Raw genomic sequence first — 25,864 nt, 5'->3', positions numbered from 1 at the left:
AGGCGGTGTGCGATGTTGAGTTGCTGCGACGCAGCGTAAGGCGGGCATATCTGCCCGCCCCACTTTTGGGTTAACCGTCGACTTCGTTACCGACGATCTTTTGCTCACCCTTCAAACCAATCGGCAGGCTCTCAAGATAGGCGTTGGGGGTTTTGCCGTCATAGCCGATCCCGTCGATGATATCGGCGGCAGGTGTCGGTGTTTTGAACCCGTCGCTGTCCCAAGGAAAGTCGGCCTCGTTTGCCAAGCCTTCGTCGACCAACATACGCGCCGCTTCAAGGTAAATCGCAGGTTTGTACACTTCGGCGGCCGTGTCGAAAAACCACTGGTCCGATTTGGCCTCAGCGATCTGACCCCAACGGCGCATCTGCGTCAGATACCAGATCGCGTCAGAATAAAATGGGTAGGTCGCATTGTAACGGAAGAACACGTTGAAATCGGGTGCCGGACGACGGTCGCCTTTTTCGAATTCAAAGAAACCGGTCATCGAGTTGGCGATGACTTCGCTATCCGCGCCTACATATTCCGAACGGCTCAGGATTTCGACCGCTGCTTCGCGGTTGGCGTTGTCGTTTTCGTCCAGCCAGATCGCCGCGCGGATCAGCGCCTTGGTGACCGCCAACGTTGTGTTGGGGTTTTCTGCCGCGAACTCTGCGTTCAGGCCGAACACTTTTTCGGGGTTGTTCTTCCACATGTCATAGTCGGTGACGACCGGCACGCCGATGCCTTTGAACACTGCCTGTTGGTTCCAAGGTTCACCCACCGAGTATCCATATATAGTGCCTGCTTCCATTGTGGCGGGCATTTGTGGTGGGGGTGTTACGCTCAGCAGTACATCCGCACCGATCTGGCCAGACACGTCTTGGGGCGAATAGTAACCGGGCTGAAGACCGCCAGCGGCCAACCAGTAGCGGATTTCGTAGTTGTGGGTAGAGACCGGAAACACCATGCCCATGTTGAAAGGCAGACCTTGGTCTTTGTAATCTTCAACAACAGGTACAAGCGCTTCTGCACTGATAGGATGCTGCGGACGACCGTCGTCCATCAACGGCACGTGGGGCTTCATTTCGTCCCAAATATCGTTGGATACCGTGATGGCGTTGCCGTTTAAGTCCATGGAAAAAGGCGTGATGATGTGCGCCTCGGTGCCGTACCCAATGGTGGCTGCCAAGGGCTGACCCGCCAGCATGTGCGCGCCGTCAAGTTGGCCGTCAATCACGCCATCGAGTAGCACTTTCCAGTTGGCTTGCGCTTCAAGGGTGACAAACAGACCTTCGTCTTCAAAGTACCCGTTCTCGTATGCAATCGCGAGCGGGGCCATGTCCGTCAGCTTGATAAAGCCGAACGTCAATTCGTCCTTTTCAAGGTCCAGCAATTCGGCATGTGCCGTCGTGCTTAGAAGGGCGGCAACCGTCCCAAAAGTGGCTAAAAATCGTGTCATTACGTTTTGTCCTTTCGAAAACAAAAAAGCCGCCCACACCGGACGCGAGGGAGGAGGAACGCGTGACCCGGGGTGAGCGGCTTTGCTCTTGTTATGTGCCTCCAGCGATGGGGGCGGTCAGAAGCAACTTTGCTTCGTTAAAATCATGTTAGGGTTTAGATTAGCGGCAGAACAATAAGGTTTTGGCGATTCACGCAGGGATTTTTGCTGCGATGCAGCGAGCGCCCATTTTTTAGTCAAAAATCCGCGCCAAAGTCACAAGTTTTGCCGTCAAAGAAAGCATCCGGCCCAAGAATCATCTGCCCCTTGGTCGAGGCAACCGCGGTGGCATTGCTGAGCGCGCCCTCGATCTTGGAGGAGGCACCTGGCATGTCGACACCCATCTGACCAAGGTGTGCGCGATAAAAATCTGGGCGCACGCTGTTTTGTGCCACTGCAATCGCGTGGGTTCGCTCAATACCTGTGATCTGTGCGATTTGTGCTCCAATCCATGCGGCCTGACTGCGCCAGGGGAAATTGGTGGCACGATCATGGAACAAAACAAAGTCCGGCACATGCACGGGCGGTCCGCCAAGCCGAGTGGCAAAGCGTCCGGTCAATGCGTGTTCGACTGCCGGCACTGGCAGGTTTAAATGCGCGCTTCGGGCCAAGATCTCGATGGCAAGAACGCGATTTTCAGGTTGATCCAGCCAACGTGCCGCGCGCCAGACCGCGCGCATCAAGCCTCCGACAGCTTTGTCGTTGGCCTCAATCCAGGATCGCCGTGCGGCCAGTACTTTTTCAGGCGCTTGTGCCCAGATCGCGCCGCCGGGCAGGATTAATTCGCCAACACCTGCGCTGACAACAACGGACCCCCACGGTTCTCCGACACAGAAAACGTCTAATTCCCCGGCCCCGACAGCATCGGCCATAAGGGGCGGCGGCGTGGTTATGATTTCGGGTGCATAGGGGCTTTGGCCACCTGCATCGATCCAGTATTCAAACAGCAGCCGATGCATAGAATAAGGAAAGGGCACCCCGACCCGCAAAGGGCGATCTAGCGCATTTAGCAATGGCGTTGCCGTGCCCGATGGGTCGTCAAAGCTGCCGTGCCATCCCTTGGTCCGCATCGCATCGGCCATTTGCGACGATACGCCGATCACTGTTCCGTTGGCAGACAACACCATAAGCGCGTCAACTTGTGCAGGCGCGCCGCTAAGGCCCAAAGACATGGCGGCAGGCATCGGCGACAACATATGTGCGGCATCCAAATGCCCCAAGGCCAACAAATCGCGCAGCGCCGACCAAGACGGTTGGGGCAGCAAGTTCAGCTCGATCCCTTCGTCGGCAGCAAAGCGCATGTCCTGCGCCACGATCAGCGGCGCACTGTCCACAAGCGGAACATAGCCGCAGTTCAGCCGGGTGCTCATGACAGTAAATCCGACGCTGTTAGCAGCGCTTGCGCGACGTCGATGACCTTGCGGTTCTGTGACATGGCCGTTTTGCGCAGCAGCGCATAGGCCTCTTCTTCGCCGATCCCGCGTGCCCGCATGATCATGCCCTTAGCGCGGTCCAACGTCTTGCGATCCGCAAGGGCCTGTTTGGCGGCTTCCAATTCCAGACGCATCTGGCTCATCATTTGGAACCGCGCAATGGCGGTTTTCAAAACGGGGCGGATGCGTTCGGGTTGCAATTCGCCCACTACATAGGCGGACAGACCGGCGGTAACAGCCGCTTGGGTCATCTCATCGTCTGAGCGATCAACAAACATCGCGACCGGTCGGCTTTGTGCATTCGAGGCGGCACTGATCTGTTCCAACGCATCGCGGCTGGGGTTGGCCAGATCAATCAGCACCAGGTCGGGGTCCAACGCAGCCAGCTTACGCGCAAGGCCGATCACATCGCCCAGCACCACAACATTTTCCCAAGCGTCTTCCTTGAGCGCATCGATTATATCGCGCGCCCGCGAAGGGTCAGATTCGACCACGGCAATTTTAATGTCTTTGTCCACGGTCCGAGCCATTAATGACGTCACCGTCCTTGCCAAGATCGCACCCTGCGCCAAGCCAAATGTTCACAACATCCGACACCGTCATGCGAAGTTCTAAGGCAGTACGCCTGATTTGCAGGCAGTTGAAAATACCCACTAGCGCCGTGCGGGTTTTACCCCCAGTGTGCGGCCCAAACCAACGCCGAAAGGAACGCCAATGGCTGCACAGCAATCCACTCCGCAAAACCGCAGCTATGACGTTGTGATCATCGGTGGTGCAATTATGGGCGCATCCACGGCATGGTTCCTAAGTGACAATGTTGACTTTGATGGGTCTGTTTTGGTTGTTGAAAAAGATTTGGCTTACGAAAACTGTTCGACGGCGCACACCAACAGCTGCATGCGTCAGCAGTTTTCGACAGAATTAAACGTGCGCATCAGCCAGTTTGCAGCTGATTTTGTGAATAACATCCGTTCTTATATGGGCAATGACCCACGCGTGCCCAATTTGGGCGTCCACAACTTTGGTTATATGTATCTGGCCGATACGCCTGCCTTTGCCGACGTGTTAAAAGACAGCCAAAAGGTGCAGCGCGCGGCGGGCGCTGCGACCCAATTGATGACCCCTGAGCAGATTAAACAGGCCTATCCGTTTTACAATGTTGACGACATCGTGCTTGGGTCGATCAACACCGAAAACGAAGGGTATTTTGACGGCGCAGGTCTGTTTGATTGGTGGCGTCGCCAGTCGCGCGAGCGCGGTGTGGAATACATCCAAAACGAAGTCGTCGCCATGACCCGTACAGGCAACCGCATCGACAGCGTTACACTGGCCAGCGGTGAAATTGTGTCTTGTGGTCAGCTGGTCAACGCCTCTGGCCCGCGTGCGGCACGGACTGCCGAAATGGCCGGGATTGACGTGCCGGTTGAGCCGCGCAAACGCTTTACGTGGATTTTTACGGCCGAAACGCCTCTGGATCGTGATCTGCCACTGACGATCGATCCATCCGGCGTGCATGTGCGCGAAAACGGCGGGGGCACTTATCAAGCGGGCGGACATTCTGACATCGACCCGGCTGTAGGCTTTGACGATTATGCTATGGACCACGCGATCTGGCAGGATCACATCTGGCCCGCCCTCGCGACCCGAATTCCGCAATTTGAGGCCATCAAAGTCACCCATGAATGGGGCGGGCACTATGCTATGAATACGTTTGATCACAACGCGATCATGGGGTCACATGATCAGGTGGAGAACTTTGTTTTCCTCAACGGGTTTTCCGGCCATGGTTTGCAACAATCCCCCGCCATGGGGCGCGGCACTGCCGAATGGCTGACCTATGGCGAATACCGTGCGCTTGATCTGAGCGCGTTTAATTATGAGCGGATCACCAATAACCGCCCCATCATCGAAAAAGCCATCATCTAAAGGCGCACAGGAGACATCGACATGAAGAAACTGGTTCTGACAGGCGCGGCGGGCAGTCTGGGGTCGCGGTTGCGCGCGCCTTTGGCGGCGATGTGTGATGAATTGTTGATCACTGACATCGCCGAAAGCGTCGGTGAACTGGGTGCGAACGAGACCTACGTTCAGGCCGACCTTGCTGATATGAACGCGATCAAACCGTTGCTGGAAGGGGCCGATATGGTCATCCATTTCGGCGCACTGGTCGACGAAGTCCCGTTTGAGGAAATGTTAGGCCCGAACTTCATCGGCGCTTACAACATCTGGGAAGCGGCCCACATTCATGGCGTGCGCCGCGTGGTCTATGCCTCTTCCATCCATGCCGTTGGGATGTACCCCAAAAACGAAGCCATCGACATCAACGTCGCCCACCGCCCTGACACGTTCTATGGTCTGGCCAAGTGCTTTGCCGAAGATTTGGGCCGCATGTATTGGGAAAAACGCGGGCTTGAGGCCGTATGTTTGCGCATTCTGTCCTGCGCGCCAGTCACCAACCCGCGCGCCGTGGGCAGTTGGCTGAGTTATGATGACATGATCCACTTAGTTGAACGGGCTATTAATACGCCGATCACTGGATTTTCGGTCATCTATGGCGTGTCAGACAATGACCGCGCGCCCGTGGACAACACAGCTGCGCGCCATCTGGGATATCGCCCCAAAGACAACGCCGAACAATTTGCGGAAAAGATATTTGCCGATGCAGAACCGTTGGATCCGCAAAACCCATCGCATTACCGCCATGGCGGGCCATTTGCGGGCATTCCGCTGGGCCAAAGCGCGATGGATCAGTTCAATTTTGACAAAGCAGACGAAGACTAGCCGATGCGTATCGACAACCTGCAATATTGCAACTGGTCACCCAAAGTGTTTCGTGAGCTGCGGGCGGGGGGCGTGGATGCTATCCACGTTACCATCGCCTATCACGAGAATTTTCGCGAAACGGTGCTGAATTTTGAACGTTGGAACCGTTGGTTCGAAGAGTACCCGGACTTGATCACCAAGGGCCTTTGGGCATCCGACATTGATGTTGCGCGTGCGGCTGGCAAAACGGCGGTGTTCTTTGGCTTTCAGAACCCCAGCCCGATCGAGGACGACATCGGCTTGGTTGAAATCGTGCACACTCTTGGTGCGCGTTTCATGCAGTTGACCTACAATAACCAATCCCTGCTGGCGACGGGTTGTTATGAGGACGACGACACTGGCATCACCCGCATGGGTCGTCAGGTTATCAAGGAAATGAACCGCGTTGGGCTGGTCATCGACATGAGCCATTCTGGCGATCGTTCGACCATCGAGGCGGCAGAGATTTCCGACCGCCCCATCGCGATCACCCACGCAAATCCACATGACTGGCACCCGGCTTTGCGCAACAAACGCGACGCCGTGATCCGCGCGGTGACGGAACGGGGCGGGATGTTGGGCTTTTCGCTTTATCCGCACCACCTTAAGGGTGGGTCGAACTGCACGCTTCAGGATTTTTGCGAGGCGATTGCCCGCACCGCCGAACGGTACGGCACTGATAAAATCGGCATTGGGTCTGACTTGTGCCAAGATCAACCTGATTCAATTGTCGAATGGATGCGCGTGGGACGTTGGAGCAAAGAAATCGATTATGGCGAAGGCTCTGCCGCGGCCCCCGGTTTCCCACTGCAACCGGATTGGTTCCGCGATAACCGTGATTTTGGGAACATCGAAAGCGGCCTGAAGGCGACGGGCATGAACGCGGCTGAGGTCGCGGCCATCATGGGCGGCAATTGGTATCGCTTTTACGCGGACAATTTCACGCCAAGTCTGTAAGCGGCGCGCATGTCGTAAACAGGACGGACAGGCGGGCCGCCGCGTCTTTGTGTGTCGCCAAACAATCAAGGGTGTCACATGAAAATCGGATTTATCGGACTGGGTAACGTTGGCGGCAAACTGTCGGGCAGCTTGTTGCGCAATGGGCATGATGTATCGGTGCATGATCTGAACGCGGATTTTGTGGCTGAAAAGGTCGCGGCTGGTGCGAAAGACGGCAAAAGCCCTGCAAATCTGATGCAAACCTGTGATGCGGTGATCACTTGCTTGCCAAGCCCGGCGGCGTCTGCCGCCGTGCTGGAACAAATGTTGCCCCATATCGGCCCCGGCAAAATCTGGATGGAGATGTCGACCACCGATGAAGCCGAAGTAAAACGCATCAGCGCCCAAGTTATCGCGGCAGGCGGGACGGCCGTCGATTGCCCGGTGTCTGGTGGATGTCACCGCGCCGACACCGGCAACATTGCGATTTTTGCGGGCTGCGATCGCCCTACCTTCGAACGCATTTTGCCGCTGCTCACGACAATGGGGCGGCGGGTGCTGCATACGGGTGATCTGGGGTCGGCTTCGGTTCTTAAGGTGCTGACAAATTTTTTGGCGACCGCAAATTTGGTCAGCGTGGCCGAAGCGCTGACTGTGGCCAAAGGGGCTGGCATGGATCTTGGCGTGGCTTACGAGGCAATGGCGATCAGCTCGGGCACTTCCTTTGTGCATGAAACCGAAGGTCAGGTGATTTTGAACGGCAGTCGCGATATTTCGTTCACCATGGATCTGGTGGCCAAGGACATCGGCCTGTTTCAAAACGTGGCCGACCGGGCGGGCGTGCCGCTTGAACTGAACCCGCTGCTGATCAACATCTTTAACGACCGGATTGAACGGTTCGGCCCGCGCGAGCTGTCGCCCAACATCATTAAACGCCTCGAAGAATCCACGGGCCTTGATGTCACCGCCCCGGGTTTTCCTGCGGAAATGACCGATGACGAACCCGAAGAACAAGGCGACGAGGTGATCGTGCGCCGCTGAGAGGGCTTGTGAGCCGGAAAGCGGCGGGCTAGGTGCAGAATATGCAAAATTCTGACACTGACCCCGATACCGAAACCGTTTTGGCCACGATCACTGCTTCGCCTGGGCGGCGCATTCTTGGCATTGGTTCACTTTGGATACTGTCGCTGATGGTGATCTATGTGGCCTTTGCCCGCCCTCCGTCCTTTGGATGGCAGCTATTTCTAGTGGCTTTGGGGGCTGGGTCGATCTGGATCGCGGAACAAATGCGGCGGTCGACGTCCGTGACGCTGGAACTCACGCGGCAAGAACTGCGTGAAAAGACGGGTTTTGTTTTGGCGCGCATGGACGAGGTAGCAGGCCTAGATCGCGGCATGTTCGCTTTCAAACCGTCCAACGGTTTTTTGTTGCGCCTTAACAGCCCAAAGCCCCGCGCATGGCGCCCGGGGCTTTGGTGGTCTTTGTGGTCTCGGGTCGGAGTGGGGGGAATGACCCCCGCCCACGAAGCCAAATACATGGCCGAAGTGATCGCAAGCATATTGGCCGAACAAGATCCTGATTAAGCCTTATTCGCCCACCCACAGCACCTGAGGCGCATAACGCGGGCGGGTGAAAACAAAGTTGTGGATCGTGCGATTTTTTAGCCCAGTGTTGAAGGGCGGTTCGTACCGCACAAAGGTTTCAACAACCACAACCCGTTCGTTGTGCGGCAGGATAGGTAGATCGTCTTCAAGCGCTGACACGTCGTTGTTGCTAAGTGGGTTTACCCACCCTTCAGCCTCGGACCAATCGCGTCGATAGGCGTCGTCATTTGCATTATACCGAACGCTTGTGACCCGAAGAGCAACGTCCGCCGATTCATTGGCTGTCAAGTATCCCAACAAGTCACGCGTGCCGTTCATATAGGCATCATCAATCCCGTTCGTTTCCCGAGAGATGACGTCTGAAATTGTATAAGCTGCCTTTTGATTGATTGCGTGTTGGCGATACGCATCAAATATCGCGAACATCGACAAATAGGCCCAGAACATAACGGGTAGGATGATAATTGTCTCAACCGCGATGCTGCCTTGATCGTCGTCGCGAAAATTGCGCAAATAGGTGTTCAAGCGTTTCATTATCCTGGCTCCTGTACAAACCCGGACAGCGATACCATTTTTGCGCGGCCAGAGCCGTCTTTGGTAAACGCAAATCCAAGTCCCGTGGATGGGAAGACGGGGTCAAAACTGTAACATGCGCGCAGCAACATCAGCTGGTGCTCACCACCGTTCACAAAGGACCGCGATGGTGTTACGGGCTGCGAGGTGTCGACGCAGTCGGCTGTGCTGGGGAACCCGTTGAACGAACGTGGGTTGATCGGGTTCATCTCGAGCTTCAGAGCGACATCGCAGTCAGGCAAGAAGCCTGAGAAGTCACATACCATCTGTTTGATGTCGTCGTGCGTAAAGTTGGCGCTGGTATTCAGACGGACGTTACGCACTGCCAAATCCAAACCACGGTCTAGAAAGTTCTGGCGCAGGGCGTAGATGCCCATTTCAACCGAAGTCAAAAACAGCGTGAAGATCAGGGGCACGGCGAGGGCGAATTCAATCACCATTTGACCGTCTTCCTCGCGGCGGAAGCGCCGCAGAAAATGCTTGGCTTTGCGTATCATTGTGTCAGCCTCAGTTGGTTAATTTGTGTGGCGATGGCTTCAAAAGCTTCGCTGATTTCAACACCTTCCACTCGGAAGAAGTGGCTAGGGGAGGAGGCGCAGTCTTCCATGATGGTGGCGGCAGTGTTGGTCACCTCGAAGCCGACAGACCAGACAACAATGCCGTGGGCTTTGGCTGCGGTGCAGATGTTGCCTAACATCGTGTCAGCTTGACTGGCGGTGTACTTTGTATTGTACCAGTTTTGCGGATTTCTGCGAACAAAGTTGTTGTAGTACCAGTACAGCGGGAAACGTGACCAGTGAACATAGTGGCTTTCTTGGGCATAGTACTGAGGGTGGATGCGCACGGTGTCCACGTTTTCGCCGTCCGTCATCAAGATGATAGTTTTCAGCGTTTCTGGGTCATTATAGGACGCTGGACGGGTGCCGAAAGCCGAGTCGATCGAGTTATCAAGCGCGAGGGCCTGAGTAATAGGGCGGAAGCTTGGGTCAAGCATGGCCACGCCCCACTTCATACCCAAATGGATCGAGGTGTTAGCACGCGCGCGGTATTCATCGATGCGCGCCTTGAGGCCGCTTTCACTTTGGCTGAAGGGCAGGATTTCTTCGTATTGTTGCTGCGGGCAGCCGGGATTGGCAATTGGCCGTGAAAAGGTCGAGCTTGCCTCAAAATGCTGCATTTGTTCGTAGGTTTTGCCAAAGTCCAGCGCGGCCATGTCAAAGTCTTCGATTTCAAAGTCGACGCAATACGAAAAGTCGTGAACGTGGTTAATGTCCAATTCGTCAAAGATCTCAAAGCCCGCGTTAACTTGCGCCGTGTATGGGATCAACGAGACCGAAATGAGGTCTTCAGTTTCATCTCGGATGACAGAGTCTACAAATGCCTTGGCGGCGTCTTGTAAGTTCTCCATTTTGTTGTTCCGGCCCATCGAGCCCGAAATATCAAGCACAACCGAAATCTCTACGTTGGAAATACGTTCTTCGGCTTGACCACTTGCGGGGACGCTCAGTTCACTGACGCCCATCAGGCGCATAAACTGTGTCGGGGTCGTCGACAGTGCATTTGCCGTTACGGTGCGAAAATTCAAACCTTCGTCGATGGTGACCGAGGTCAGGTAGTTCAACATGCCCGCCTTGTTAAAGTAGTCGTTAACAACGTTCTCTGGCTCAAGGGTTTGATCCAGGTCGGCCGCGGCCAATACTGCCCGGTCGAGCGTGGCTTGGACGCGTGTCCGTTCCATTTCGTTTCGCATCAAGTCGACGCCGATACCGCCCACAAGGATCATCATCAGGATCATCATAGTCCCGAACATTGTCATTGTGCCGCTCTCGTCATGCACAAAATGAACGGCGCAGCGTTTCAGAGCGCACTTTTCTTTCGATTTCGATGTCGTGTTCACTAACATGATACACCTTGCTTTCGATGGTTTCCTGGCGGGTATGCCTAATTTTCCAATTGCTTTGATGACCTTCGAATGTGTTCGAATTCGGGCGAAATCGGGAAAGTGCTAAGGTGTTTTTAAGATGATTGTCACTAGTTTAAGGCGTTTGGGGCGATTGTTGACGATTTGTTAACGAAGACGTCGTTCCAAGGCTGTGGACCAAGCATTTTCAAGTTTGCACAAAATGTTGGCAGTTTATGGTTGATCGCTGTCGTCGAAGTGACAGAGTGATCCAAGATGCACCGCCGCGTCATTATCAGGAGGCCAACATGAATACCCCGAATGAGCCAAGCTTTCGAGAAAGCGTCGACATCATGTTCAATCGTGCCGTGGCACTTATGGATTTATCCCCTGGGCTCGAAGAAAAGGTGCGCGTTTGCAATGCGACTTACACAGTGCGTTTTGGTGTGCGTCTGCGCGGCCAGATCCAAACCTTCACGGGATATCGCTCGGTTCACTCGGAACATATGGAACCGGTCAAGGGCGGCATCCGTTATTCAATGGGGGTCAACCAAGACGAGGTCGAAGCTTTGGCAGCTTTGATGAGCTATAAATGCGCTTTGGTCGAAGCACCCTTTGGTGGGTCCAAGGGGGGATTGTGCATTGACCCGCGCCAATATGACGAATCTGAATTGGAATTGATCACCCGGCGTTTTGCCTATGAACTGATCAAGCGCGATCTGATCAACCCAAGCCAAAACGTACCCGCCCCCGATATGGGTACAGGCGAACGCGAGATGGCCTGGATCGCGGACCAATACAAACGTATGAACACAACCGACATCAACGGGTCTGCCTGTGTGACCGGCAAGCCGACCAATGCAGGCGGTATTCAAGGTCGCACCGAAGCAACGGGGCGCGGCGTGCAATATGCGCTTCATGAGTTCTTCCGCGACTCTGAAGGCAAGAAGAAAGCCGGGTTAGAGGGCACGCTGGACGGTAAAAAAGTGGTTGTGCAGGGCCTCGGGAATGTTGGTTACCATGCTGCCAAGTTCCTAAGCGAAGAAGACGGTTGCAAGATCACGGGGATCATTGAACGTGACGGCGCGTTGGTCAATCCAGACGGGCTTGATGTCGAAGCTGTCCGTACATGGATCGCGGAGAACGACGGCGTGAGCGGATATACCGGCGGGACTTATGTGAAAGATGGCGCAAGTGTTTTGGAGCAGGATTGCGACATCCTGATTCCGGCGGCCTTGGAAGGTGTCATCAATCTAAGCAATGCCGAACGCGTCACAGCACCTTTGATCATTGAGGCGGCCAATGGCCCTGTTACCGCGGGCGCTGACGACATTTTGCGTGCGAAGGGAACAGTTATCATTCCCGACATGTATGCCAATGCGGGCGGCGTGACCGTGTCCTATTTCGAATGGGTCAAAAACCTGAGCCACATTCGTTTTGGTCGCATGCAGCGCCGCCAAGAAGAGGCACGCCACCAACTTATCATTGATGAACTGGAACGTTTGAGTTCTGACAGTGGCATCGGCTGGGAACTAAGCCCGAACTTCAAACAGAAATATCTGCGCGGCGCGGGGGAGCTGGAATTGGTCCGCTCGGGCCTCGATGACACGATGCGCGCGGCCTATCAGTCGATGGCGTCCGTTTGGCATGAACGCGACGATGTCGATGATTTGCGCACGGCGGCGTACCTTGTGTCGATTGGAAAGATCGCGGACAGCTATCGCGCCAAGGGATTGTAAGTTCTTTGATTAGCTATCAGGCGAGGTTAACGCCCCGCCTGATACTTATTTGCCTAAGGCAGGCATGGCCGCATCAATTTGATCGTAGACTGCGGTGCAAATGTCATCCATCGCGATCATAAAGAAATTTTCGGCGGCCTTCGTGTTCGGGTGGAACGGGTCTTTGACCTTTCCCGACTTGTTCACACGAAAATAGTGGCGGTTGCCTTGATTGGCTGCGACCGTTTCCGGTGTTGCACCCTTGATAAAACTACACTGGCTGCCGGATTCGACAAATGCGCGTTCTAGATTGGCTTGTGCTTTGATGCGTAAGTCCGTGATTTTTTTGGAATAACTGGGGGCGGTTGTCATAAAGATGCATGGCGTGCCTGCAGGCAGTTGTGCGTTCATCTTGCGTACATCCCGAAGCGCCTTTTTATAATCGTTCGCCCAAGTTTTGGCCGAATTGCCAAGGAAGGACAGCAAGATCAACTTTGGGTCATAATAGTCAGATCGGAACATGACCTCGAAGGCCGATTTGTTCTTGGCGCAGAACTGATAGTTTTCGCCCCTTCCGATTTGCTTGTACTTGTTGCCAGTCGTGTTGATGAACCCATAGGTGCCGGCATTCACTTGCCATTTGGGATCAACATCGCAGATTGCGCCCTTGGCGCGCCCCATGGTCGCGGTCCAAGATGGCAATGAAGTTGAGCGCACCCCGATCACGGCCACTTTCATATCCGCCAGCGCTTCAAGATTTTTGGCCTGCTTGGCCGAAGGGGGGCAGTGGCTTTTGATATTCTCAAAGAACTCCAGAAAAACCGGGCCAGAGCCAAAAGAAATCTGGCTGTCCCCTAGAATCAGAATTGTCGGAGACTCAAATCCTGAGTCTTGCGCATTGGCCGCCGTGGTCATCAGGGTTGCAAGCGTCAATCCGCGAAGCAGGTTTTTGAGCATGGATAGTTTTCCGTTTTTGAGTGGTGAAAGTGATCCTGACTTAAGTCGTGGAGGATGAATAGGAAAAAAAGCGTGAACAATGTATCTAAAAAGCTGCCTTATTTCCCGTCACAGATAGGCAGAACCATGTCGAATACAAATATGCAACGCCTTACGCTCTTGCTTCATGTTGTGGGATGTTCAAGGTGTTATGATGGATAAACGCGGAGGTGTGCATGCGGTTTTCAGGGCTGAAGGTTCTGGCCGAAGGGCTGACCGGCAACAAGGGGTGGGGGCCGCATTGGCGTAACCCCGAACCTAAAGACGAGTATGACATCGTTCTTATTGGCGGCGGTGGGCATGGATTGGCCACGGCGCATTATCTGGCCAAGGTACATGGTTTGACCAATATCGCCGTGTTGGAAAAGGGCTATCTTGGTGGTGGCAATGTGGGGCGCAACACCACGATTGTGCGCGCCAATTACATGCTGGCGGGCAATTCTGAATTCTATTCCCATTCACTAAAGCTGTGGGAAGGGCTGGAAGAAGACCTGAACTACAATGTCATGCACTCGCAACGTGGGCTGATCAACTTGTTCCATTCTGACGGTCAGCGCGATGCTTTTGCGCGTCGCGGTAACACAATGGTGGGTCAAGGCGACGACGCTGTTCTGCTTGATCCGAAGGGCGTGAAGAAAATTCTTCCGATGCTGGATTTCGATCAGACGCGTTTTCCGATTTTTGGTGGGCTTTACCATCCCCGTGGCGGCACGGCGCGCCATGATGCGGTGGCGTGGGGGTTTGCACGATCGGCCTCGGATCGGGGCGTGGACTTGATCCAACAGTGCGAAGTTACGGGCATCGATGTCGAAGGCGGTGTCGTGAAAGGCGTTCAGACCACACGCGGCCCAATCCGGGCGAAAAAGGTGGGCATGGTGGCTGCGGGGCGGTCCTCTCAGGTGGCGGCGATGGCGGGGATGCGATTGCCCATTGAAAGCCACGTGTTGCAAGCCTTTGTGACCGAGGGCTTGAAACCCTGTTTGGATCATGTGGTCAGCTACGGCATGGGCCATTTTTATATCAGCCAATCCGACAAGGGCGGATTGGTCTTTGGTGGCGATCTCGACATGTACTCCAGTTACGCCGCGCGAGGTAATTTGCCGCTTGTTGAACACGTGTCTGAGGCCGCGATGACGTTGATGCCGCAGATCGGTAAGGCGCGGATGTTGCGCAGTTGGGGGGGTATTATGGATATGTCGCCTGATGGAACATTCATCATGGACCGCACGGATATCGAGGGTTTGTACGTGAATACGGGCTGGTGTTACGGCGGCTTCAAGGCGACGCCTGCCTCGGGCCATACGTTTGCGCATTTGCTGGCGACGGGCAATCCGCATCCAACCACTGTACGCCATCGTTTGGATCGTTTTCGTACCGGTTCGGGCATTATGGATGAAGAGGCCACTGGCTCTCAGCACAATCTGCACTGAGAGGATGGCGTGGACATGAGTATTTTGGGAACAATGAAGATGAAGGCTATTGAGCCTGTGGGAGAGTTCTGATGCGGCTGCCCTGTCCGATCTGTGGCGCGCGGGATGTGCGCGAATTTTATTATCAGGGGGCGGCTGTCATGTTGAACCGCCCCTCTGCCGATGCAGGGGAAGCCGCGTGGGACGAGTATTTGCATCTGCGCGAAAATCCGGCGGGCGATTTAGAGGAGTTGTGGAGCCATGATGCGGGGTGTGGTGCGTGGTTGAAAGTTGTGCGTGACACCGTGACCCATGAGGTCAAGGGGGCTGAATTGGCTTTGGAGGTCACGCGATGAGAATTCAAGGCAAGGGTTTAGTCGATCGTTCGCGCCCCGTTTCGTTTCGGTTCGATGGCAACACGTACCGCGGTTTTGATGGTGATACTTTGGCCTCGGCGTTGTTGGCCAATGATGTCCGCATGGTGGGTCGATCATTTAAATATCACCGCCCGCGCGGGATTCTGACTGCGGGGTCCGAAGAGCCTAATGCACTGGTCACAGTTGGCAACGGGCCTGCGACGGATCCCAATGTGCGCGCGACCGTGCAAGAGATTTATGATGGTTTAGAGGCGCGCCCGCAGAACGCTTGGCCGTCATTGGGTTTTGATCTGCTAAGCGTCAACGATTTGGCAGCGCCGTTTTTGGGGGCTGGGTTTTACTACAAGACCTTCATGTGGCCGCGCGCGTTTTGGGAAAAGGTCTATGAGCCTGCGATCCGTCGTGCGGCGGGACTTGGTGCGTTGGGGCCGGTCAAGGACACAGATCATTATGAAAAGGCCTATGCGTTCTGCGATCTGTTGGTGATTGGGGCCGGGCCTGCGGGGTTGATGGCGGCGTTGGTTGCTGCTCAGTCGGGCGCGCAGGTGATTTTGGCGGACGAAGACAGCGTGATGGGTGGCCGCCTGAACGGCGAAACGCAGTTTGTTGACGGGATTGCGGGGGCTGAATGGGCGGCCAATACGGTTGCGCACCTTGCGACGATGGACAACGTTCGTCTGATGTCGCGCACGACTGTGACAGGTGCCTATGATGGCGGCACCTTTGGGGCGCTTGAGCGGGTAAACCATCATCGCCAAGGTGTGCCCCGTGGTGCGGTAAAAGAAACATTCTGGCGCATTGTCGCCAAGCGTTCGGTGCTGGCCGCTGGCGCGATTGAGCGCCACATCGCCTTTCAGAACAACGATCGTCCCGGCATCATGGGGGCGGGGGCTGTGCGTGCTTACCTCAATCGTTGGGGCGTTGCGCCGGGGTCGGCTGTGACGGTGTTTGCCAACAATGATGACGCGCATCGCACCGCCATTGATATGGTCGAGGCAGGTGTGCATGTGGCGGCAGTCATCGACAGTCGCGCGGATGCAAAGGCGCTGGGCGATTATCGTGTCATGGCGGGTGCTATGGTGTCGGGCAGTGCCGGGCGCAAGCAGTTGGAATCGATCACTGTGCAAAGTGCATCGGGCACAGAACGGATTGCAACGGACTGCCTGGCGGTCTCAGGTGGCTGGAACCCGACGGTGCATATGACGTGCCATATGAACGAGCGCCCGACGTGGAATGCTGACATTGTCAGTTTTGTGCCCACTCCTGGTTCCATTCCGGGTATGGATGTGGCTGGCGTATGCAATGGCGCGTTTTCGACCGCTGCTTGTTTGGCCGAAGGGGCGGCTGTGGCTCGCGTCAGTGTTGAGGCTTTGGGAATAAAACCGGCTGTGGTTGAGATGCCTGTGGCGGATGATGCGCCTTATAATATTGCCCCGCTTTGGGCTGTTCCGGGCAAAGGGCGTGCGTGGCTTGATTTTCAGAATGACGTTAGCGTTAAGGACGTCAAGCAGGCGGCGGTCGAGAATTTCACTTCGGTCGAGCATATGAAGCGCTATACCACCCAAGGGATGGCGACCGATCAGGGCAAAAACTCCAACGTCACGGCGCTTGCGCTATTGGCGGACGCCACTGGCCGCGGAATTCCAGAAACTGGCACAACCACTTTTCGTCCGCCTTACAGTCCTGTGGCGTTGGCGGCCCTTGGTGCTGGTGCGCAGGGTGCGGGTTTTGCGCCGGAACGTAAAACCACAAGCCACTTGGCCAGCGTTGCCATGGGCGCGCCGATGATTGCTGTTGGGTTGTGGTATCGTCCTTCGTACTTTCCAACGGTGGGCGAAACCACGTGGCGGCAGGCGTGCGACCGCGAAGTCGGCCATGTCCGCCAAGCGGTGGGTGTGTGTGATGTTTCAACATTGGGTAAGATCGACATTCAGGGGCCTGATGCGGCCAAGTTACTGGATTTCGTTTACACCAACCTGTTTTCGACCCTGAAAGAAGGGCGCGTGCGTTATGGGTTGATGCTGCGTGAAGATGGTCATGTCATGGACGATGGCACCTGCGCGCGGATGGGGCCGCATCATTATGTGATGACCACGACCACTGCCGCCGCCGGGCTTGTCATGCGCCATCTTGAGTTCGTGACCCAAGCATTGCACCCCGAATGGGACGTGCGGATTATGTCGGTGACCGAACAATGGGCGCAGTTTGCGGTTGCAGGCCCCAAAGCACGCGACCTTTTAAATGGGCTGCTTGATGCGCCGATTGATGGCGGTTCTTGGCCCTTTATGGCGTGCGGCGATGTAACCGTGCAGGGCATAAAGGGCCGGTTGTTCCGCATCTCGTTTTCCGGGGAACATGCTTATGAACTTGCGGTGCCATCGCGTTATGGCGACGCGCTGTTCCGCACGCTGGTCACGCAGGCCGAGGCGCTGAAAGGCGGCGCCTATGGCATGGAGGCGCTGAATGTGTTGCGCATCGAAAAGGGCTTTATCACCCACAGCGAGATCGACGGCCGTGTGACGGCCCAAGACATCGGGATGGGGCGGATGCTGTCGCAGAAAAAGGACTTTATCGGCAAAACTATGGCCATGCGCCCCGGTTTTGTTGCAGAGGGGCGCGAACAACTGGTTGGCATGAAACCTATCGGCCCGGTCAAGCAACTGACGGCTGGCGCGCATATATACAGTGATGACCAAGAAGCGGTGCGTGCCCATGACCAGGGCTATGTGACTTCGGTTGGGTTTTCTCCGACGATGGGGCATTTCCTCGGGATGGGCTTTGTTAAGGACGGGCAAAGCCGCCACGGCGAGGTGTTGAATATGGTCGATCATTTGCGTGGTGTCCAAACACGGTTGGAATTGTGTGACCCCGTGGTCTTTGATCCCGAAGGAGGGCGCGTGCGTGGTTGAGTTGATTGCAAAAACACCGCTGGATGGAGTCAGCCCACGTACCATTGGCACTGTGACATTGGCCGAAATCGATCTGGGCGTGCTGACGTCAGTTGCTCCCTACAAAGGGCAGGACAAGGCGGCAGGTGATGCACTGAAAGCGGCCCATGACATCGCATGGCCGGCCCCATTGCGCGCCACGGGCAAGGACGGGGTCCGCGCGATCTGGTTTGGGCGCGACATGGTGTTGTTGGCAGGGCCTGCGCCGGATGCCGAGTTGTCAAAGTATGCAGCACTTACCGATCAATCCGATGCGTGGTGCGCAGTTCAGCTGTCTGGGGTGGGAGTGCAGGACGTGCTTGCGCGCCTTGTTCCCATCGAACTATCGGCGGCGACCTTTAAGCGTGGGCACACGGCGCGCACGCAAATTCAGCACATGAATGGGTCGCTGACACGCATTGGCGCGGACCGTTTTGTCATTCTTGTGTTTCGCGCCATGGCGGGGACTTTGCTTCACGATCTTGAAAGAGCCATGGCAAGCGTCGCCGCGCGCGGATAACGTGGCGCGACGATTCTATTTTGTTGGAGTATCTCATGATCCGTTTCGCCTTGATCCTTGCCACCGTCGCTTTTGCCAGTCCCGCGCTGGCCCAAGAGACAAAAGAAGAGTCTTGTGGTTATCAGGCGCAAGTTGTGGCTGCCATTCAGGCCGCGCGCCTTGACCGTGTGGGCGAACGTGAGGTGCAGGACCATATCATCGCGTCTTCGCCTGAATGGCCCGAAAAGTTCAACAACGCCATCCCGCTGATCACCCCTTGGGTGTACGAACAAAAGCGTAAAACCATCCGCAACGAAGATCTGAGTGCGGCGTGGAACGAGCTTTGCCTACAGCAATAGTCAGATCGGGCAGGCGGGGACTCGACTTTGTCCCCTGCCGCCCAATATTATAAGGCATGAGCCTGCCTCCGGGATTTATTGACGAGATACGCACCCGCCTGTCATTGACGCAGGTTGTCGGGCGTAAAGTCATGTGGGATGCGCGCAAATCCAATCAGGGCAAGGGCGACATGTGGGCGCCGTGCCCGTTCCATCACGAAAAGACGGCCAGCTTTCACGTCGATGACCGCAAGGGCTATTACTATTGCTTTGGCTGTCAGGCCAAAGGTGACGCCATCAGTTTTGTGCGCGAAACCGAAAACGTGAGCTTTATGGAAGCGGTCGAGATTTTGGCGGGCGAAGCGGGCATGCAGATGCCGGCACGCGATCCACGTGCGCAGGAAAAGTCAGACCGTCGCACGTTATTGGCCGAGGTGATGGAGCAGGCGGTGCAGCATTTCCGCCTGCAACTCAAAACCGGTGGCGCTTCCGCCGCGCGCGACTATCTTGATCGGCGCGGATTAAGTACTGCGGCGCAAGACCGTTGGGAAATCGGGTTTGCTCCGGATGCGTGGCAAGGGTTGTGGGATGCGCTGAAGGCGAAAGGGGTCGAGGATGATTTGATCCTTGGTGCCGGTTTGGGCAAGCCCAGTCAAAAGGGCGGCAAGCCCTATGACACCTTTCGCGGGCGGATCATGTTCCCGATCCGTGATGCACGTGGACGTTGTACCGCCTTTGGTGGCCGCGCGATGGATCCAAATGACAACGCCAAATATCTGAACTCGCCCGAGACTGAATTGTTCGACAAGGGGCGCAGTCTGTACAACCACGGCCCCGCACGCACTGCGGCGGGTAAGAAGGGGCAACCGCTGATCGTGGCCGAAGGGTACATGGATGTGATTGCGCTGGCCGAAGCCGGGTTTGGTGCGTCGGTTGCGCCGCTTGGCACTGCGATCACCGAGCATCAACTGGCTATGTTGTGGCGCGTCGCGGATGAACCGATCATCGCGCTCGATGGCGACACGGCAGGCCTGCGCGCCGCGATGCGGCTGATCGATTTGGCGCTGCCTGCTCTTGAGGCTGGGAAATCCTTGCGCTTTGCTCTGATGCCCGAAGGGCAAGACCCGGACGATTTGTTGAAATCCCAAGGGGCAGGAGCGTTGCAGAAATTGTTGGACGAAGCGGTGCCGATGGTCCGCTTGCTGTGGCAACGCGAAACCGAAGGGCGCGTGTTTGATAGCCCCGAACGCAAAGCAGCGCTTGATAAAAACCTGCGCGACAAGATCAAGCTGATCAAAGACCCTTCGATCCGGCAACACTATGGTCAGGAAATCAAAGACCTGCGTTGGGATCTGTTCCGCGCCAAACGCGCACCCGCACAACGCAGCGGCGGGTGGCAACCCAGCAAAGGCAAACGCGGCGGCAGTTGGCAGGAACCACCCACGCCGATGCCCAGCACAAAGTCATCCGCGCTTGCGGCCGGGGACGAACAAGTTACCGCGCATTTGCGTGAAATGGTCATCCTTGCGTCGCTGATTTGTTCGCCGACCATTGCCGAAGACTTCGAAAGCGGGTTGGAAACGCTGGCTTGCGCCGATCCTGATCATGCGGTTCTGCGCGACATGATTTTGCGCCATGCCCACGCCGGACCAGAGGTGTTGCGCGAAAATATTTTGAACGCTCTGGGCCCAGATGCCCTTGATAACCTTATGGGTTCACGCCATGTGGCACTAGTACCTTGCATCCGCACACCTGGCGACGCCGACACGGCCCGCATGACAGTGGCCGAGGAACTGGCCAAGATAAATGCGGCCAAGGGACTGGATGCGGAAATCGCGGATGCGGTGCAGGACCTGGAAGGGGTCGCAGATGAAGGGGTGACTTGGCGCTTAAGTCAGGCCGCGGCGGCGGCAGCAAATGCCAGCCAAACCAGCAAAGAAGACAGCGCAGAATACGACACAGGGGAAAATGGCGCACGTATGAGCAAGAGCGAACGCGATGCCTTTGCGTCCTTAATGGACCAGATAACTTTTTCCAAACCGGGGCGGTGATGCGTTTTAGCCGCGAACGCTTAAGAAAATGCATGTAAGAGGGTGGCCGAATCACCCAGATCACGAAATGATTCTTTTAGCGAATCGGTCAAACGAATCGCTCATGAGCCCCCGTAAAGGAGCCCAGAATGGCCGCGAAAGACACGAACGAAGACTCAAAGACTGACGATCAGGACAACGAGCATTCGCTTGATATGAGTCAGGCCGCCGTCAAAAAGATGATCGGCGAGGCCCGTGAAAAGGGCTATATCACCTACGACCAGTTGAATACCGTCTTGCCGCCCGATCAGGTCAGCTCTGAGCAGATCGAGGACGTGATGTCGATGTTGTCCGAAATGGGCATCAACATCATCGAAGACGAAGAAGCTGAAGAAGAAGAACTGAAAGGTTCGACCGATGTTGTGGCCACCGAGGGCACGCGCGATCTGACACTTGGCGCAACAGGCCAAGAAAAACTGGACCGTACAGACGACCCCGTACGGATGTACCTACGCGAGATGGGTTCGGTTGAGTTGCTCAGCCGCGAGGGCGAAATCGCCATCGCCAAGCGTATCGAGGCCGGTCGTAACACTATGATCGCTGGGCTTTGCGAAAGCCCACTGACCTTTCAAGCGATTACCATTTGGCGCGACGAACTTCTAAGCGAAGACATTTTGCTGCGCGACGTGATCGACCTTGAAGCGACCTTTGGTACCCAAATGGGCGAAGAGGGCGAAACCGTCACAGCCCCTGTCGTTGAGGCAAATCCAAACGCCGAAACAAAAACCGATGACGCGCAAGAACTTGACGCGGATGGCAACCCCATCGCCAAAGACGACGACGATGACGAGGATGAACAGGCCAACATGTCGCTGGCGGCAATGGAAGCCGCGCTGAAGCCGCAAGTCTTGGAGTCTTTGGAAGTTATTGCCGACCATTACGGTCTGTTGTCCGAAATGCAGGACAGCCGGATTTCTGCGACCTTGAACGAAGACGACACGTTCTCGAATACCCAAGAGGACCGGTATCAAAAGTTGCGGTCGGAAATTGTTCTGCTGGTCAACGAATTGCACCTGCACAACAACCGTATCGAAGCACTGATTGACCAGCTTTACGGCATCAACCGGCGCATCATGCAGATCGATTCTGCGATTGTGAAGTTGGCCGACCAAGCGCGCATCAACCGCAAGGAATTTGTCGACGCCTATCGTGGCCGTGAACTTGACCCGGTTTGGCTTGAGGAAATGGGCGAAAAGACTGGACGCGGCTGGCAGATGTTCATCGAACGCTCCACCGGAAAAGTCGAAGAACTGCGCGGCGACATGGCGCAAGTTGGTCAATACGTCGGCCTTGATATCTCTGAATTCCGCCGGATCGTGCAGCAGGTTCAGAAGGGCGAAAAAGAGGCCCGTCAGGCCAAGAAAGAAATGGTCGAAGCCAACCTGCGCCTCGTTATTTCGATTGCCAAAAAGTACACCAACCGCGGCTTGCAATTCCTTGACCTCATTCAAGAGGGCAACATCGGCTTGATGAAGGCCGTGGACAAATTTGAATACCGTCGCGGGTACAAATTTTCGACTTATGCGACGTGGTGGATCCGTCAGGCGATTACCCGGTCTATTGCAGATCAGGCGCGCACGATCCGTATTCCAGTGCACATGATCGAAACGATCAACAAACTGGTCCGTACAGGTCGTCAGATGCTGCACGAAATCGGTCGCGAACCCACCCCAGAGGAATTGGCAGAAAAGCTGCAAATGCCTTTGGAAAAGGTCCGCAAGGTGATGAAAATCGCCAAAGAACCGATCAGCCTCGAAACCCCTATCGGGGACGAGGAAGACAGCCAACTTGGCGATTTCATCGAGGACAAGAATGCCGTGCTGCCTTTGGACAGCGCCATTCAGGAAAACCTCAAGGAAACAACGACGCGGGTTCTGGCCTCACTCACGCCGCGCGAAGAACGTGTGCTGCGCATGCGTTTCGGCATTGGGATGAACACCGATCACACGCTGGAAGAAGTTGGCCAACAGTTCAGCGTGACGCGCGAACGTATCCGTCAGATCGAGGCGAAAGCGCTGCGCAAACTCAAACACCCAAGCCGTAGCCGCAAGCTGCGTTCGTTCTTGGATCAGTGATTTTAGTACCCCGGCCGACACGTCGTTGGCGGCCGGGGTACACGTTTGTTAATCGAGGTCTTCGATGTCGTTTCTAAAAAAGCTCTTTGGTGGCAGTGGCGCTGAAACACCTGCGAAAGCCACGGCAGAATCCTACAAAGACTATTCTATTACACCGACACCTATCCGCGAGGGCACGGCCTATCGTGTTTCGGCCCGCATCGAAAAGCAGATCGATGATGAGACGAAAATCCACACGCTTGTGCGGGCCGATACCATCGGCGATTTGAGCCAAGCGGAGGCGACTTCAATCGCCAAGGCCAAACAGATGATCGATGAGCAGGGCGACCGGATTTTCCGGTGACGCGGGGCTGCAAGTGATGCGTCAAACCACCTTCGACATGCGCACTTCGGGCCAAGGCCTTTATGAGTTCACCCGAGATGTGATGACTTGGGCGCAAGGGACCGGTTTGCTAACCCTTTTCGTGCAACACACGTCGTGTTCTTTGCTCATTCAGGAAAATGCGGACCCCGAGGTCCAAGTTGATTTAACCAACTTCTTTAAACGCCTTGTGCCGCCGACCACCCATCCTGACATGGCGTATCTGACCCACACGTACGAAGGCCCCGACGATATGCCTGCGCATATCAAGTCGGCGTTACTACCGGTCAGCCTGCAAATTCCTGTGACGGATGGACGATTGGCCTTGGGCACATGGCAGGGAATTTACCTGTTCGAACACCGTGACGCACCCAAGGTACGGTCCGTGGTTGCCCATCTTGGGTGATCAACGGGTTGTGAGCCAACCCCGCCAAAATTGATGCCCACGTGAACTTGGTATAAGGTACGTTAGCCCTAAGGGAGTTTAACATGTTCAAATCTGTTACCGTGCCTCTTCTTGTGCTTGCGCTTATCTTGCCGACAGTTGTGGCGGCGCAACGTGTTCAATTTGAAAGACAAGTACGTATTCCAGTCCGGCCCATCGATGCCAATACATTCGAGGCTGTCGTGAACGATGGCGCATATGGATCGCTAATGTGGTGCGCTGCGGCGCGGTTTACCCGCCACTATCTTAAACAGCGCGGTGGCAAACTTTATGTTAAGCAGGCAGTTGGCCCGTCGACGACCTTCCCGGGCCGTAAAAGCGTGATCTTTACAACTCAGCCCGTTCCGGACGCGTTCAAATCCTATTCCGAAAGCATCCGCACAGCGGGTCAGGAATTCTCACAAGCGCACGCCTATGCCATCTGCCGCTCGAACGAACCCCAGTTCTATGTCAGAGTGCGTGTTGTTGGTTCGTAAGGTTGACCGCCCCAAAAGATGACCAGGGCCTCGCCGATCAGCAATGTGTGCAGCACAGGAGATTTCTCATGCGGAAACGTCAAACGGCTTTTGCAATAGCGGCATTGTTGGCGATCCCAACGTTGCTGCCCGCCCAAAGCAATCGGTTTAACGAAAACTTCACACTGCCCGTTGCACAAATTGACGCAAACTCGTTTGAAGTGATCGAGGCGGACGGCGCGGGCAACTCTCAAATCTGGTGCGCGGCAAGTATTTATGCGCGCAAAGGCTTGGGGCTGCGACAGGGCAATCTGACGATCACCACGCCACGTGGTCCGGCGCAATCTATGCCGGGGCGAAAGGGTGTTGTGTTTAGCACGGTGCCAATCAAGGGTGCTCGTCCTTCGGTTTGGCCGGGGCTGCGCAGATCGGGCCTGTCTTACAGGATTTCTCATGCTTATGCGTTTTGCAGCGACCTGACTAACATCGCCGTTCGTACAGGCCCCAACACTTTGCTGCGCCGTTAGTGGCGTGATGTTACGACGCAACGCCTTATGTAGCGGCGCAATTTCTGGACTACCCAAAACCTAGTGAACCTTCTATAGTTTCGTGGAACAGGGGAAAACCCCTACCACAGGCAGATTTTTCATAGGGGGATGGGCAATGCGCTGTCCGTTTTGCGGCAACATAGACACTCAGGTAAAAGACAGCCGACCAGCGGAGGATCACGTATCCATCCGCCGTCGCCGCTTTTGCCCAGCCTGCGGAGGCCGTTTCACCACATATGAACGCGTGCAATTGCGCGATCTTGTGGTGGTTAAGACCAACGGCAAACGTGAAGATTTCGATCGTGACAAGCTAGAACGCTCGATCCGCATCTCGATGCAGAAACGTCCCATCGATCCCGAGCGCATCGATCAAATGATTTCTGGCATCGTGCGTCGTCTGGAATCTATGGGCGAAACCGATATCCAATCAGGCACCATCGGCGAAATCGTGATGGAGGCGTTGCACCGTATCGACACCGTCGCCTATGTGCGTTTTGCCAGCGTTTACAAGAACTTCCAAGCGGCGGACGATTTCGATAAGTTCGTGCAGGAACTACGTCCCGACACAGCCATAGACGAGTGAACGCACAAGAAGACACCCGCTATATGAGCGCCGCCCTAAACCTTGGGCGGCGTGGACAGGGCAATACAGGGCCCAATCCCGCGGTTGGTTGTGTCATCGTCAACGCGGGCCGCATTGTCGGTCGCGGTTGGACCCAACCCGGTGGGCGCCCCCACGCCGAACCTGTCGCCTTACAACAAGCCGGATTACTGGCGCAGGGCGCCACAGCCTATGTCACGCTTGAACCTTGCGCGCATCATGGCCAAACGCCGCCTTGTGCGGATGCCTTGATTGCTGCGGGCATCGCACGCGTTGTCATTGCGGTACAAGACC

The 25,864-nt window shown here is 55.7% G+C and carries 26 protein-coding genes; 19 read left to right on the top strand and 7 right to left on the bottom strand.

All coding sequences use genetic code 11. The features are described 5' to 3' along the window. Window positions 1-70: 70 nt before the first annotated feature. The 3 genes from ABJF76_RS08385 to ABJF76_RS08375 all read right to left on the bottom strand — a co-directional run bounded on the left by ABJF76_RS08385 (window position 71) and on the right by ABJF76_RS08375 (window position 3,443). Window positions 71-1,441, bottom strand: a complete 1,371-nt coding sequence (locus ABJF76_RS08385) for a CmpA/NrtA family ABC transporter substrate-binding protein (RefSeq protein ID WP_413821818.1) — start codon at window positions 1,439-1,441, stop codon at window positions 71-73. A 236-nt stretch (window positions 1,442-1,677) separates the two neighbouring features. Further along, window positions 1,678-2,850: a CmpA/NrtA family ABC transporter substrate-binding protein gene (locus tag ABJF76_RS08380; protein WP_413821819.1), complete on the bottom strand. Its 1,173-nt coding sequence runs from the start codon at window positions 2,848-2,850 to the stop codon at window positions 1,678-1,680. Continuing rightward, window positions 2,847-3,443: an ANTAR domain-containing response regulator gene (locus ABJF76_RS08375; RefSeq protein ID WP_413821820.1), complete on the bottom strand. Its 597-nt coding sequence runs from the start codon at window positions 3,441-3,443 to the stop codon at window positions 2,847-2,849. The genes ABJF76_RS08380 and ABJF76_RS08375 overlap by 4 nt, the downstream gene beginning before the upstream one ends. Before the next feature lie 184 nt (window positions 3,444-3,627). Between ABJF76_RS08375 and ABJF76_RS08370 the strand changes: the two genes are divergently transcribed. From ABJF76_RS08370 to ABJF76_RS08350, 5 genes are all read left to right on the top strand, one after another. Then, on the top strand, window positions 3,628-4,839 hold the full coding sequence (locus ABJF76_RS08370; RefSeq protein ID WP_413821821.1) for an NAD(P)/FAD-dependent oxidoreductase: 1,212 nt from the start codon (window positions 3,628-3,630) through the stop codon (window positions 4,837-4,839). Between the two features lie 21 nt (window positions 4,840-4,860). Continuing rightward, a complete protein-coding gene (locus tag ABJF76_RS08365) occupies window positions 4,861-5,694 on the top strand; it encodes an NAD-dependent epimerase/dehydratase family protein (RefSeq protein ID WP_413821822.1) in 834 nt (277 codons plus the stop codon). A 3-nt stretch (window positions 5,695-5,697) separates the two neighbouring features. Beyond that, window positions 5,698-6,672, top strand: a complete 975-nt coding sequence (locus ABJF76_RS08360) for a membrane dipeptidase (protein WP_413821823.1) — start codon at window positions 5,698-5,700, stop codon at window positions 6,670-6,672. Between the two features lie 78 nt (window positions 6,673-6,750). Then, window positions 6,751-7,695: an NAD(P)-dependent oxidoreductase gene (locus tag ABJF76_RS08355; RefSeq protein WP_413821824.1), complete on the top strand. Its 945-nt coding sequence runs from the start codon at window positions 6,751-6,753 to the stop codon at window positions 7,693-7,695. A gap of 41 nt (window positions 7,696-7,736) precedes the next feature. Beyond that, window positions 7,737-8,237: a hypothetical protein gene (locus ABJF76_RS08350; protein ID WP_413821825.1), complete on the top strand. Its 501-nt coding sequence runs from the start codon at window positions 7,737-7,739 to the stop codon at window positions 8,235-8,237. 3 nt (window positions 8,238-8,240) lie between these two features. Here the strand turns inward: ABJF76_RS08350 and ABJF76_RS08345 are convergent, their stop codons facing one another. Genes ABJF76_RS08345 through ABJF76_RS08335 form a run of 3 tightly spaced genes read right to left on the bottom strand, consistent with a single transcriptional unit; the run spans window position 8,241 to window position 10,647 of the window. Next, window positions 8,241-8,792, bottom strand: coding sequence for a TadE/TadG family type IV pilus assembly protein (locus ABJF76_RS08345; protein WP_413821826.1), 552 nt, complete (start codon window positions 8,790-8,792; stop codon window positions 8,241-8,243). Further along, window positions 8,792-9,328 (bottom strand): TadE/TadG family type IV pilus assembly protein, encoded by a 537-nt coding sequence (locus tag ABJF76_RS08340; protein WP_413821827.1) that lies wholly within the window; start codon window positions 9,326-9,328, stop codon window positions 8,792-8,794. Before ABJF76_RS08340 ends, ABJF76_RS08345 begins: the two co-directional genes overlap by 1 nt. After that, entirely contained in the window at window positions 9,325-10,647 is a 1,323-nt protein-coding gene (locus ABJF76_RS08335; RefSeq protein WP_413821828.1) for a pilus assembly protein TadG-related protein, read from the bottom strand. Before ABJF76_RS08335 ends, ABJF76_RS08340 begins: the two co-directional genes overlap by 4 nt. A gap of 392 nt (window positions 10,648-11,039) precedes the next feature. Here ABJF76_RS08335 and ABJF76_RS08330 point away from each other — a divergent pair, with 392 nt between their 5' ends. Then, window positions 11,040-12,470, top strand: coding sequence for a Glu/Leu/Phe/Val family dehydrogenase (locus tag ABJF76_RS08330; protein ID WP_413821829.1), 1,431 nt, complete (start codon window positions 11,040-11,042; stop codon window positions 12,468-12,470). 45 nt (window positions 12,471-12,515) lie between these two features. On the opposite strand, the gene ABJF76_RS08325 is transcribed toward ABJF76_RS08330, so the two are convergent. Further along, on the bottom strand, window positions 12,516-13,406 hold the full coding sequence (locus ABJF76_RS08325) for an SGNH/GDSL hydrolase family protein (RefSeq protein ID WP_413821830.1): 891 nt from the start codon (window positions 13,404-13,406) through the stop codon (window positions 12,516-12,518). A 215-nt stretch (window positions 13,407-13,621) separates the two neighbouring features. Here ABJF76_RS08325 and ABJF76_RS08320 point away from each other — a divergent pair, with 215 nt between their 5' ends. From ABJF76_RS08320 to ABJF76_RS08260, 13 genes are all read left to right on the top strand, one after another. Then, window positions 13,622-14,875, top strand: coding sequence for a sarcosine oxidase subunit beta family protein (locus ABJF76_RS08320; protein WP_413821831.1), 1,254 nt, complete (start codon window positions 13,622-13,624; stop codon window positions 14,873-14,875). A gap of 71 nt (window positions 14,876-14,946) precedes the next feature. After that, window positions 14,947-15,210, top strand: coding sequence for a sarcosine oxidase subunit delta (locus ABJF76_RS08315; protein ID WP_413821832.1), 264 nt, complete (start codon window positions 14,947-14,949; stop codon window positions 15,208-15,210). Further along, on the top strand, window positions 15,207-18,140 hold the full coding sequence (locus ABJF76_RS08310) for a sarcosine oxidase subunit alpha family protein (protein WP_413821833.1): 2,934 nt from the start codon (window positions 15,207-15,209) through the stop codon (window positions 18,138-18,140). Before ABJF76_RS08315 ends, ABJF76_RS08310 begins: the two co-directional genes overlap by 4 nt. Further along, on the top strand, window positions 18,133-18,678 hold the full coding sequence (locus ABJF76_RS08305) for a sarcosine oxidase subunit gamma (protein WP_413821834.1): 546 nt from the start codon (window positions 18,133-18,135) through the stop codon (window positions 18,676-18,678). The genes ABJF76_RS08310 and ABJF76_RS08305 overlap by 8 nt, the downstream gene beginning before the upstream one ends. 35 nt (window positions 18,679-18,713) lie before the next feature. Beyond that, entirely contained in the window at window positions 18,714-19,016 is a 303-nt protein-coding gene (locus tag ABJF76_RS08300) for a hypothetical protein (protein WP_413821835.1), read from the top strand. A gap of 56 nt (window positions 19,017-19,072) precedes the next feature. Continuing rightward, window positions 19,073-21,046, top strand: a complete 1,974-nt coding sequence (gene dnaG, locus ABJF76_RS08295) for a DNA primase (protein WP_413821836.1) — start codon at window positions 19,073-19,075, stop codon at window positions 21,044-21,046. Between the two features lie 128 nt (window positions 21,047-21,174). Continuing rightward, window positions 21,175-23,160 carry an RNA polymerase sigma factor RpoD gene (gene rpoD, locus ABJF76_RS08290; RefSeq protein WP_413821837.1) on the top strand — a complete coding sequence of 662 codons (1,986 nt, stop codon included), beginning with the start codon at window positions 21,175-21,177 and terminating at the stop codon, window positions 23,158-23,160. Window positions 23,161-23,224: 64 nt separating this feature from the next. Next, window positions 23,225-23,503: an HlyU family transcriptional regulator gene (locus tag ABJF76_RS08285; RefSeq protein ID WP_413821838.1), complete on the top strand. Its 279-nt coding sequence runs from the start codon at window positions 23,225-23,227 to the stop codon at window positions 23,501-23,503. 16 nt (window positions 23,504-23,519) lie between these two features. Beyond that, entirely contained in the window at window positions 23,520-23,927 is a 408-nt protein-coding gene (locus tag ABJF76_RS08280; RefSeq protein ID WP_413821951.1) for a secondary thiamine-phosphate synthase enzyme YjbQ, read from the top strand. Window positions 23,928-24,010: 83 nt separating this feature from the next. After that, window positions 24,011-24,442 (top strand): hypothetical protein, encoded by a 432-nt coding sequence (locus ABJF76_RS08275; protein ID WP_413821839.1) that lies wholly within the window; start codon window positions 24,011-24,013, stop codon window positions 24,440-24,442. A 68-nt stretch (window positions 24,443-24,510) separates the two neighbouring features. Continuing rightward, window positions 24,511-24,948 (top strand): hypothetical protein, encoded by a 438-nt coding sequence (locus ABJF76_RS08270; RefSeq protein WP_413821840.1) that lies wholly within the window; start codon window positions 24,511-24,513, stop codon window positions 24,946-24,948. A 136-nt stretch (window positions 24,949-25,084) separates the two neighbouring features. Further along, window positions 25,085-25,552: a transcriptional regulator NrdR gene (gene nrdR / locus ABJF76_RS08265; protein ID WP_413821841.1), complete on the top strand. Its 468-nt coding sequence runs from the start codon at window positions 25,085-25,087 to the stop codon at window positions 25,550-25,552. A gap of 23 nt (window positions 25,553-25,575) precedes the next feature. Beyond that, window positions 25,576-25,864 (top strand): bifunctional diaminohydroxyphosphoribosylaminopyrimidine deaminase/5-amino-6-(5-phosphoribosylamino)uracil reductase RibD (locus ABJF76_RS08260; RefSeq protein WP_413822550.1); only part of this gene is annotated, 289 nt, incomplete at its 3' end.

The sequence above is a fragment of the Tateyamaria sp. genome (assembly GCF_039940735.1).
In the GTDB taxonomy this organism is placed as follows: Bacteria; Pseudomonadota; Alphaproteobacteria; order Rhodobacterales; family Rhodobacteraceae; genus Tateyamaria.
This window is presented reverse-complemented; position numbering and strand designations above follow the sequence as displayed.

Excerpts from the sequence above, each read along its gene's own strand:
- ABJF76_RS08385 (WP_413821818.1), bottom strand. The coding sequence starts at position 1,441 with ATGACACGATTTTTAGCCACTTTTGGGACGGTTGCCGCCCTTCTAAGC.
- ABJF76_RS08380 (WP_413821819.1), bottom strand. The coding sequence starts at position 2,850 with ATGAGCACCCGGCTGAACTGCGGCTATGTTCCGCTTGTGGACAGTGCG.
- ABJF76_RS08375 (WP_413821820.1), bottom strand. The coding sequence starts at position 3,443 with ATGGCTCGGACCGTGGACAAAGACATTAAAATTGCCGTGGTCGAATCT.
- ABJF76_RS08370 (WP_413821821.1), top strand. The coding sequence starts at position 3,628 with ATGGCTGCACAGCAATCCACTCCGCAAAACCGCAGCTATGACGTTGTG.
- ABJF76_RS08365 (WP_413821822.1), top strand. The coding sequence starts at position 4,861 with ATGAAGAAACTGGTTCTGACAGGCGCGGCGGGCAGTCTGGGGTCGCGG.
- ABJF76_RS08360 (WP_413821823.1), top strand. The coding sequence starts at position 5,698 with ATGCGTATCGACAACCTGCAATATTGCAACTGGTCACCCAAAGTGTTT.
- ABJF76_RS08355 (WP_413821824.1), top strand. The coding sequence starts at position 6,751 with ATGAAAATCGGATTTATCGGACTGGGTAACGTTGGCGGCAAACTGTCG.
- ABJF76_RS08350 (WP_413821825.1), top strand. The coding sequence starts at position 7,737 with ATGCAAAATTCTGACACTGACCCCGATACCGAAACCGTTTTGGCCACG.
- ABJF76_RS08345 (WP_413821826.1), bottom strand. The coding sequence starts at position 8,792 with ATGAAACGCTTGAACACCTATTTGCGCAATTTTCGCGACGACGATCAA.
- ABJF76_RS08340 (WP_413821827.1), bottom strand. The coding sequence starts at position 9,328 with ATGATACGCAAAGCCAAGCATTTTCTGCGGCGCTTCCGCCGCGAGGAA.
- ABJF76_RS08335 (WP_413821828.1), bottom strand. The coding sequence starts at position 10,647 with ATGACAATGTTCGGGACTATGATGATCCTGATGATGATCCTTGTGGGC.
- ABJF76_RS08330 (WP_413821829.1), top strand. The coding sequence starts at position 11,040 with ATGAATACCCCGAATGAGCCAAGCTTTCGAGAAAGCGTCGACATCATG.
- ABJF76_RS08325 (WP_413821830.1), bottom strand. The coding sequence starts at position 13,406 with ATGCTCAAAAACCTGCTTCGCGGATTGACGCTTGCAACCCTGATGACC.
- ABJF76_RS08320 (WP_413821831.1), top strand. The coding sequence starts at position 13,622 with ATGCGGTTTTCAGGGCTGAAGGTTCTGGCCGAAGGGCTGACCGGCAAC.
- ABJF76_RS08315 (WP_413821832.1), top strand. The coding sequence starts at position 14,947 with ATGCGGCTGCCCTGTCCGATCTGTGGCGCGCGGGATGTGCGCGAATTT.
- ABJF76_RS08310 (WP_413821833.1), top strand. The coding sequence starts at position 15,207 with ATGAGAATTCAAGGCAAGGGTTTAGTCGATCGTTCGCGCCCCGTTTCG.
- ABJF76_RS08300 (WP_413821835.1), top strand. The coding sequence starts at position 18,714 with ATGATCCGTTTCGCCTTGATCCTTGCCACCGTCGCTTTTGCCAGTCCC.
- dnaG (WP_413821836.1), top strand. The coding sequence starts at position 19,073 with ATGAGCCTGCCTCCGGGATTTATTGACGAGATACGCACCCGCCTGTCA.
- rpoD (WP_413821837.1), top strand. The coding sequence starts at position 21,175 with ATGGCCGCGAAAGACACGAACGAAGACTCAAAGACTGACGATCAGGAC.
- ABJF76_RS08285 (WP_413821838.1), top strand. The coding sequence starts at position 23,225 with ATGTCGTTTCTAAAAAAGCTCTTTGGTGGCAGTGGCGCTGAAACACCT.
- ABJF76_RS08280 (WP_413821951.1), top strand. The coding sequence starts at position 23,520 with ATGCGTCAAACCACCTTCGACATGCGCACTTCGGGCCAAGGCCTTTAT.
- ABJF76_RS08275 (WP_413821839.1), top strand. The coding sequence starts at position 24,011 with ATGTTCAAATCTGTTACCGTGCCTCTTCTTGTGCTTGCGCTTATCTTG.
- ABJF76_RS08270 (WP_413821840.1), top strand. The coding sequence starts at position 24,511 with ATGCGGAAACGTCAAACGGCTTTTGCAATAGCGGCATTGTTGGCGATC.
- nrdR (WP_413821841.1), top strand. The coding sequence starts at position 25,085 with ATGCGCTGTCCGTTTTGCGGCAACATAGACACTCAGGTAAAAGACAGC.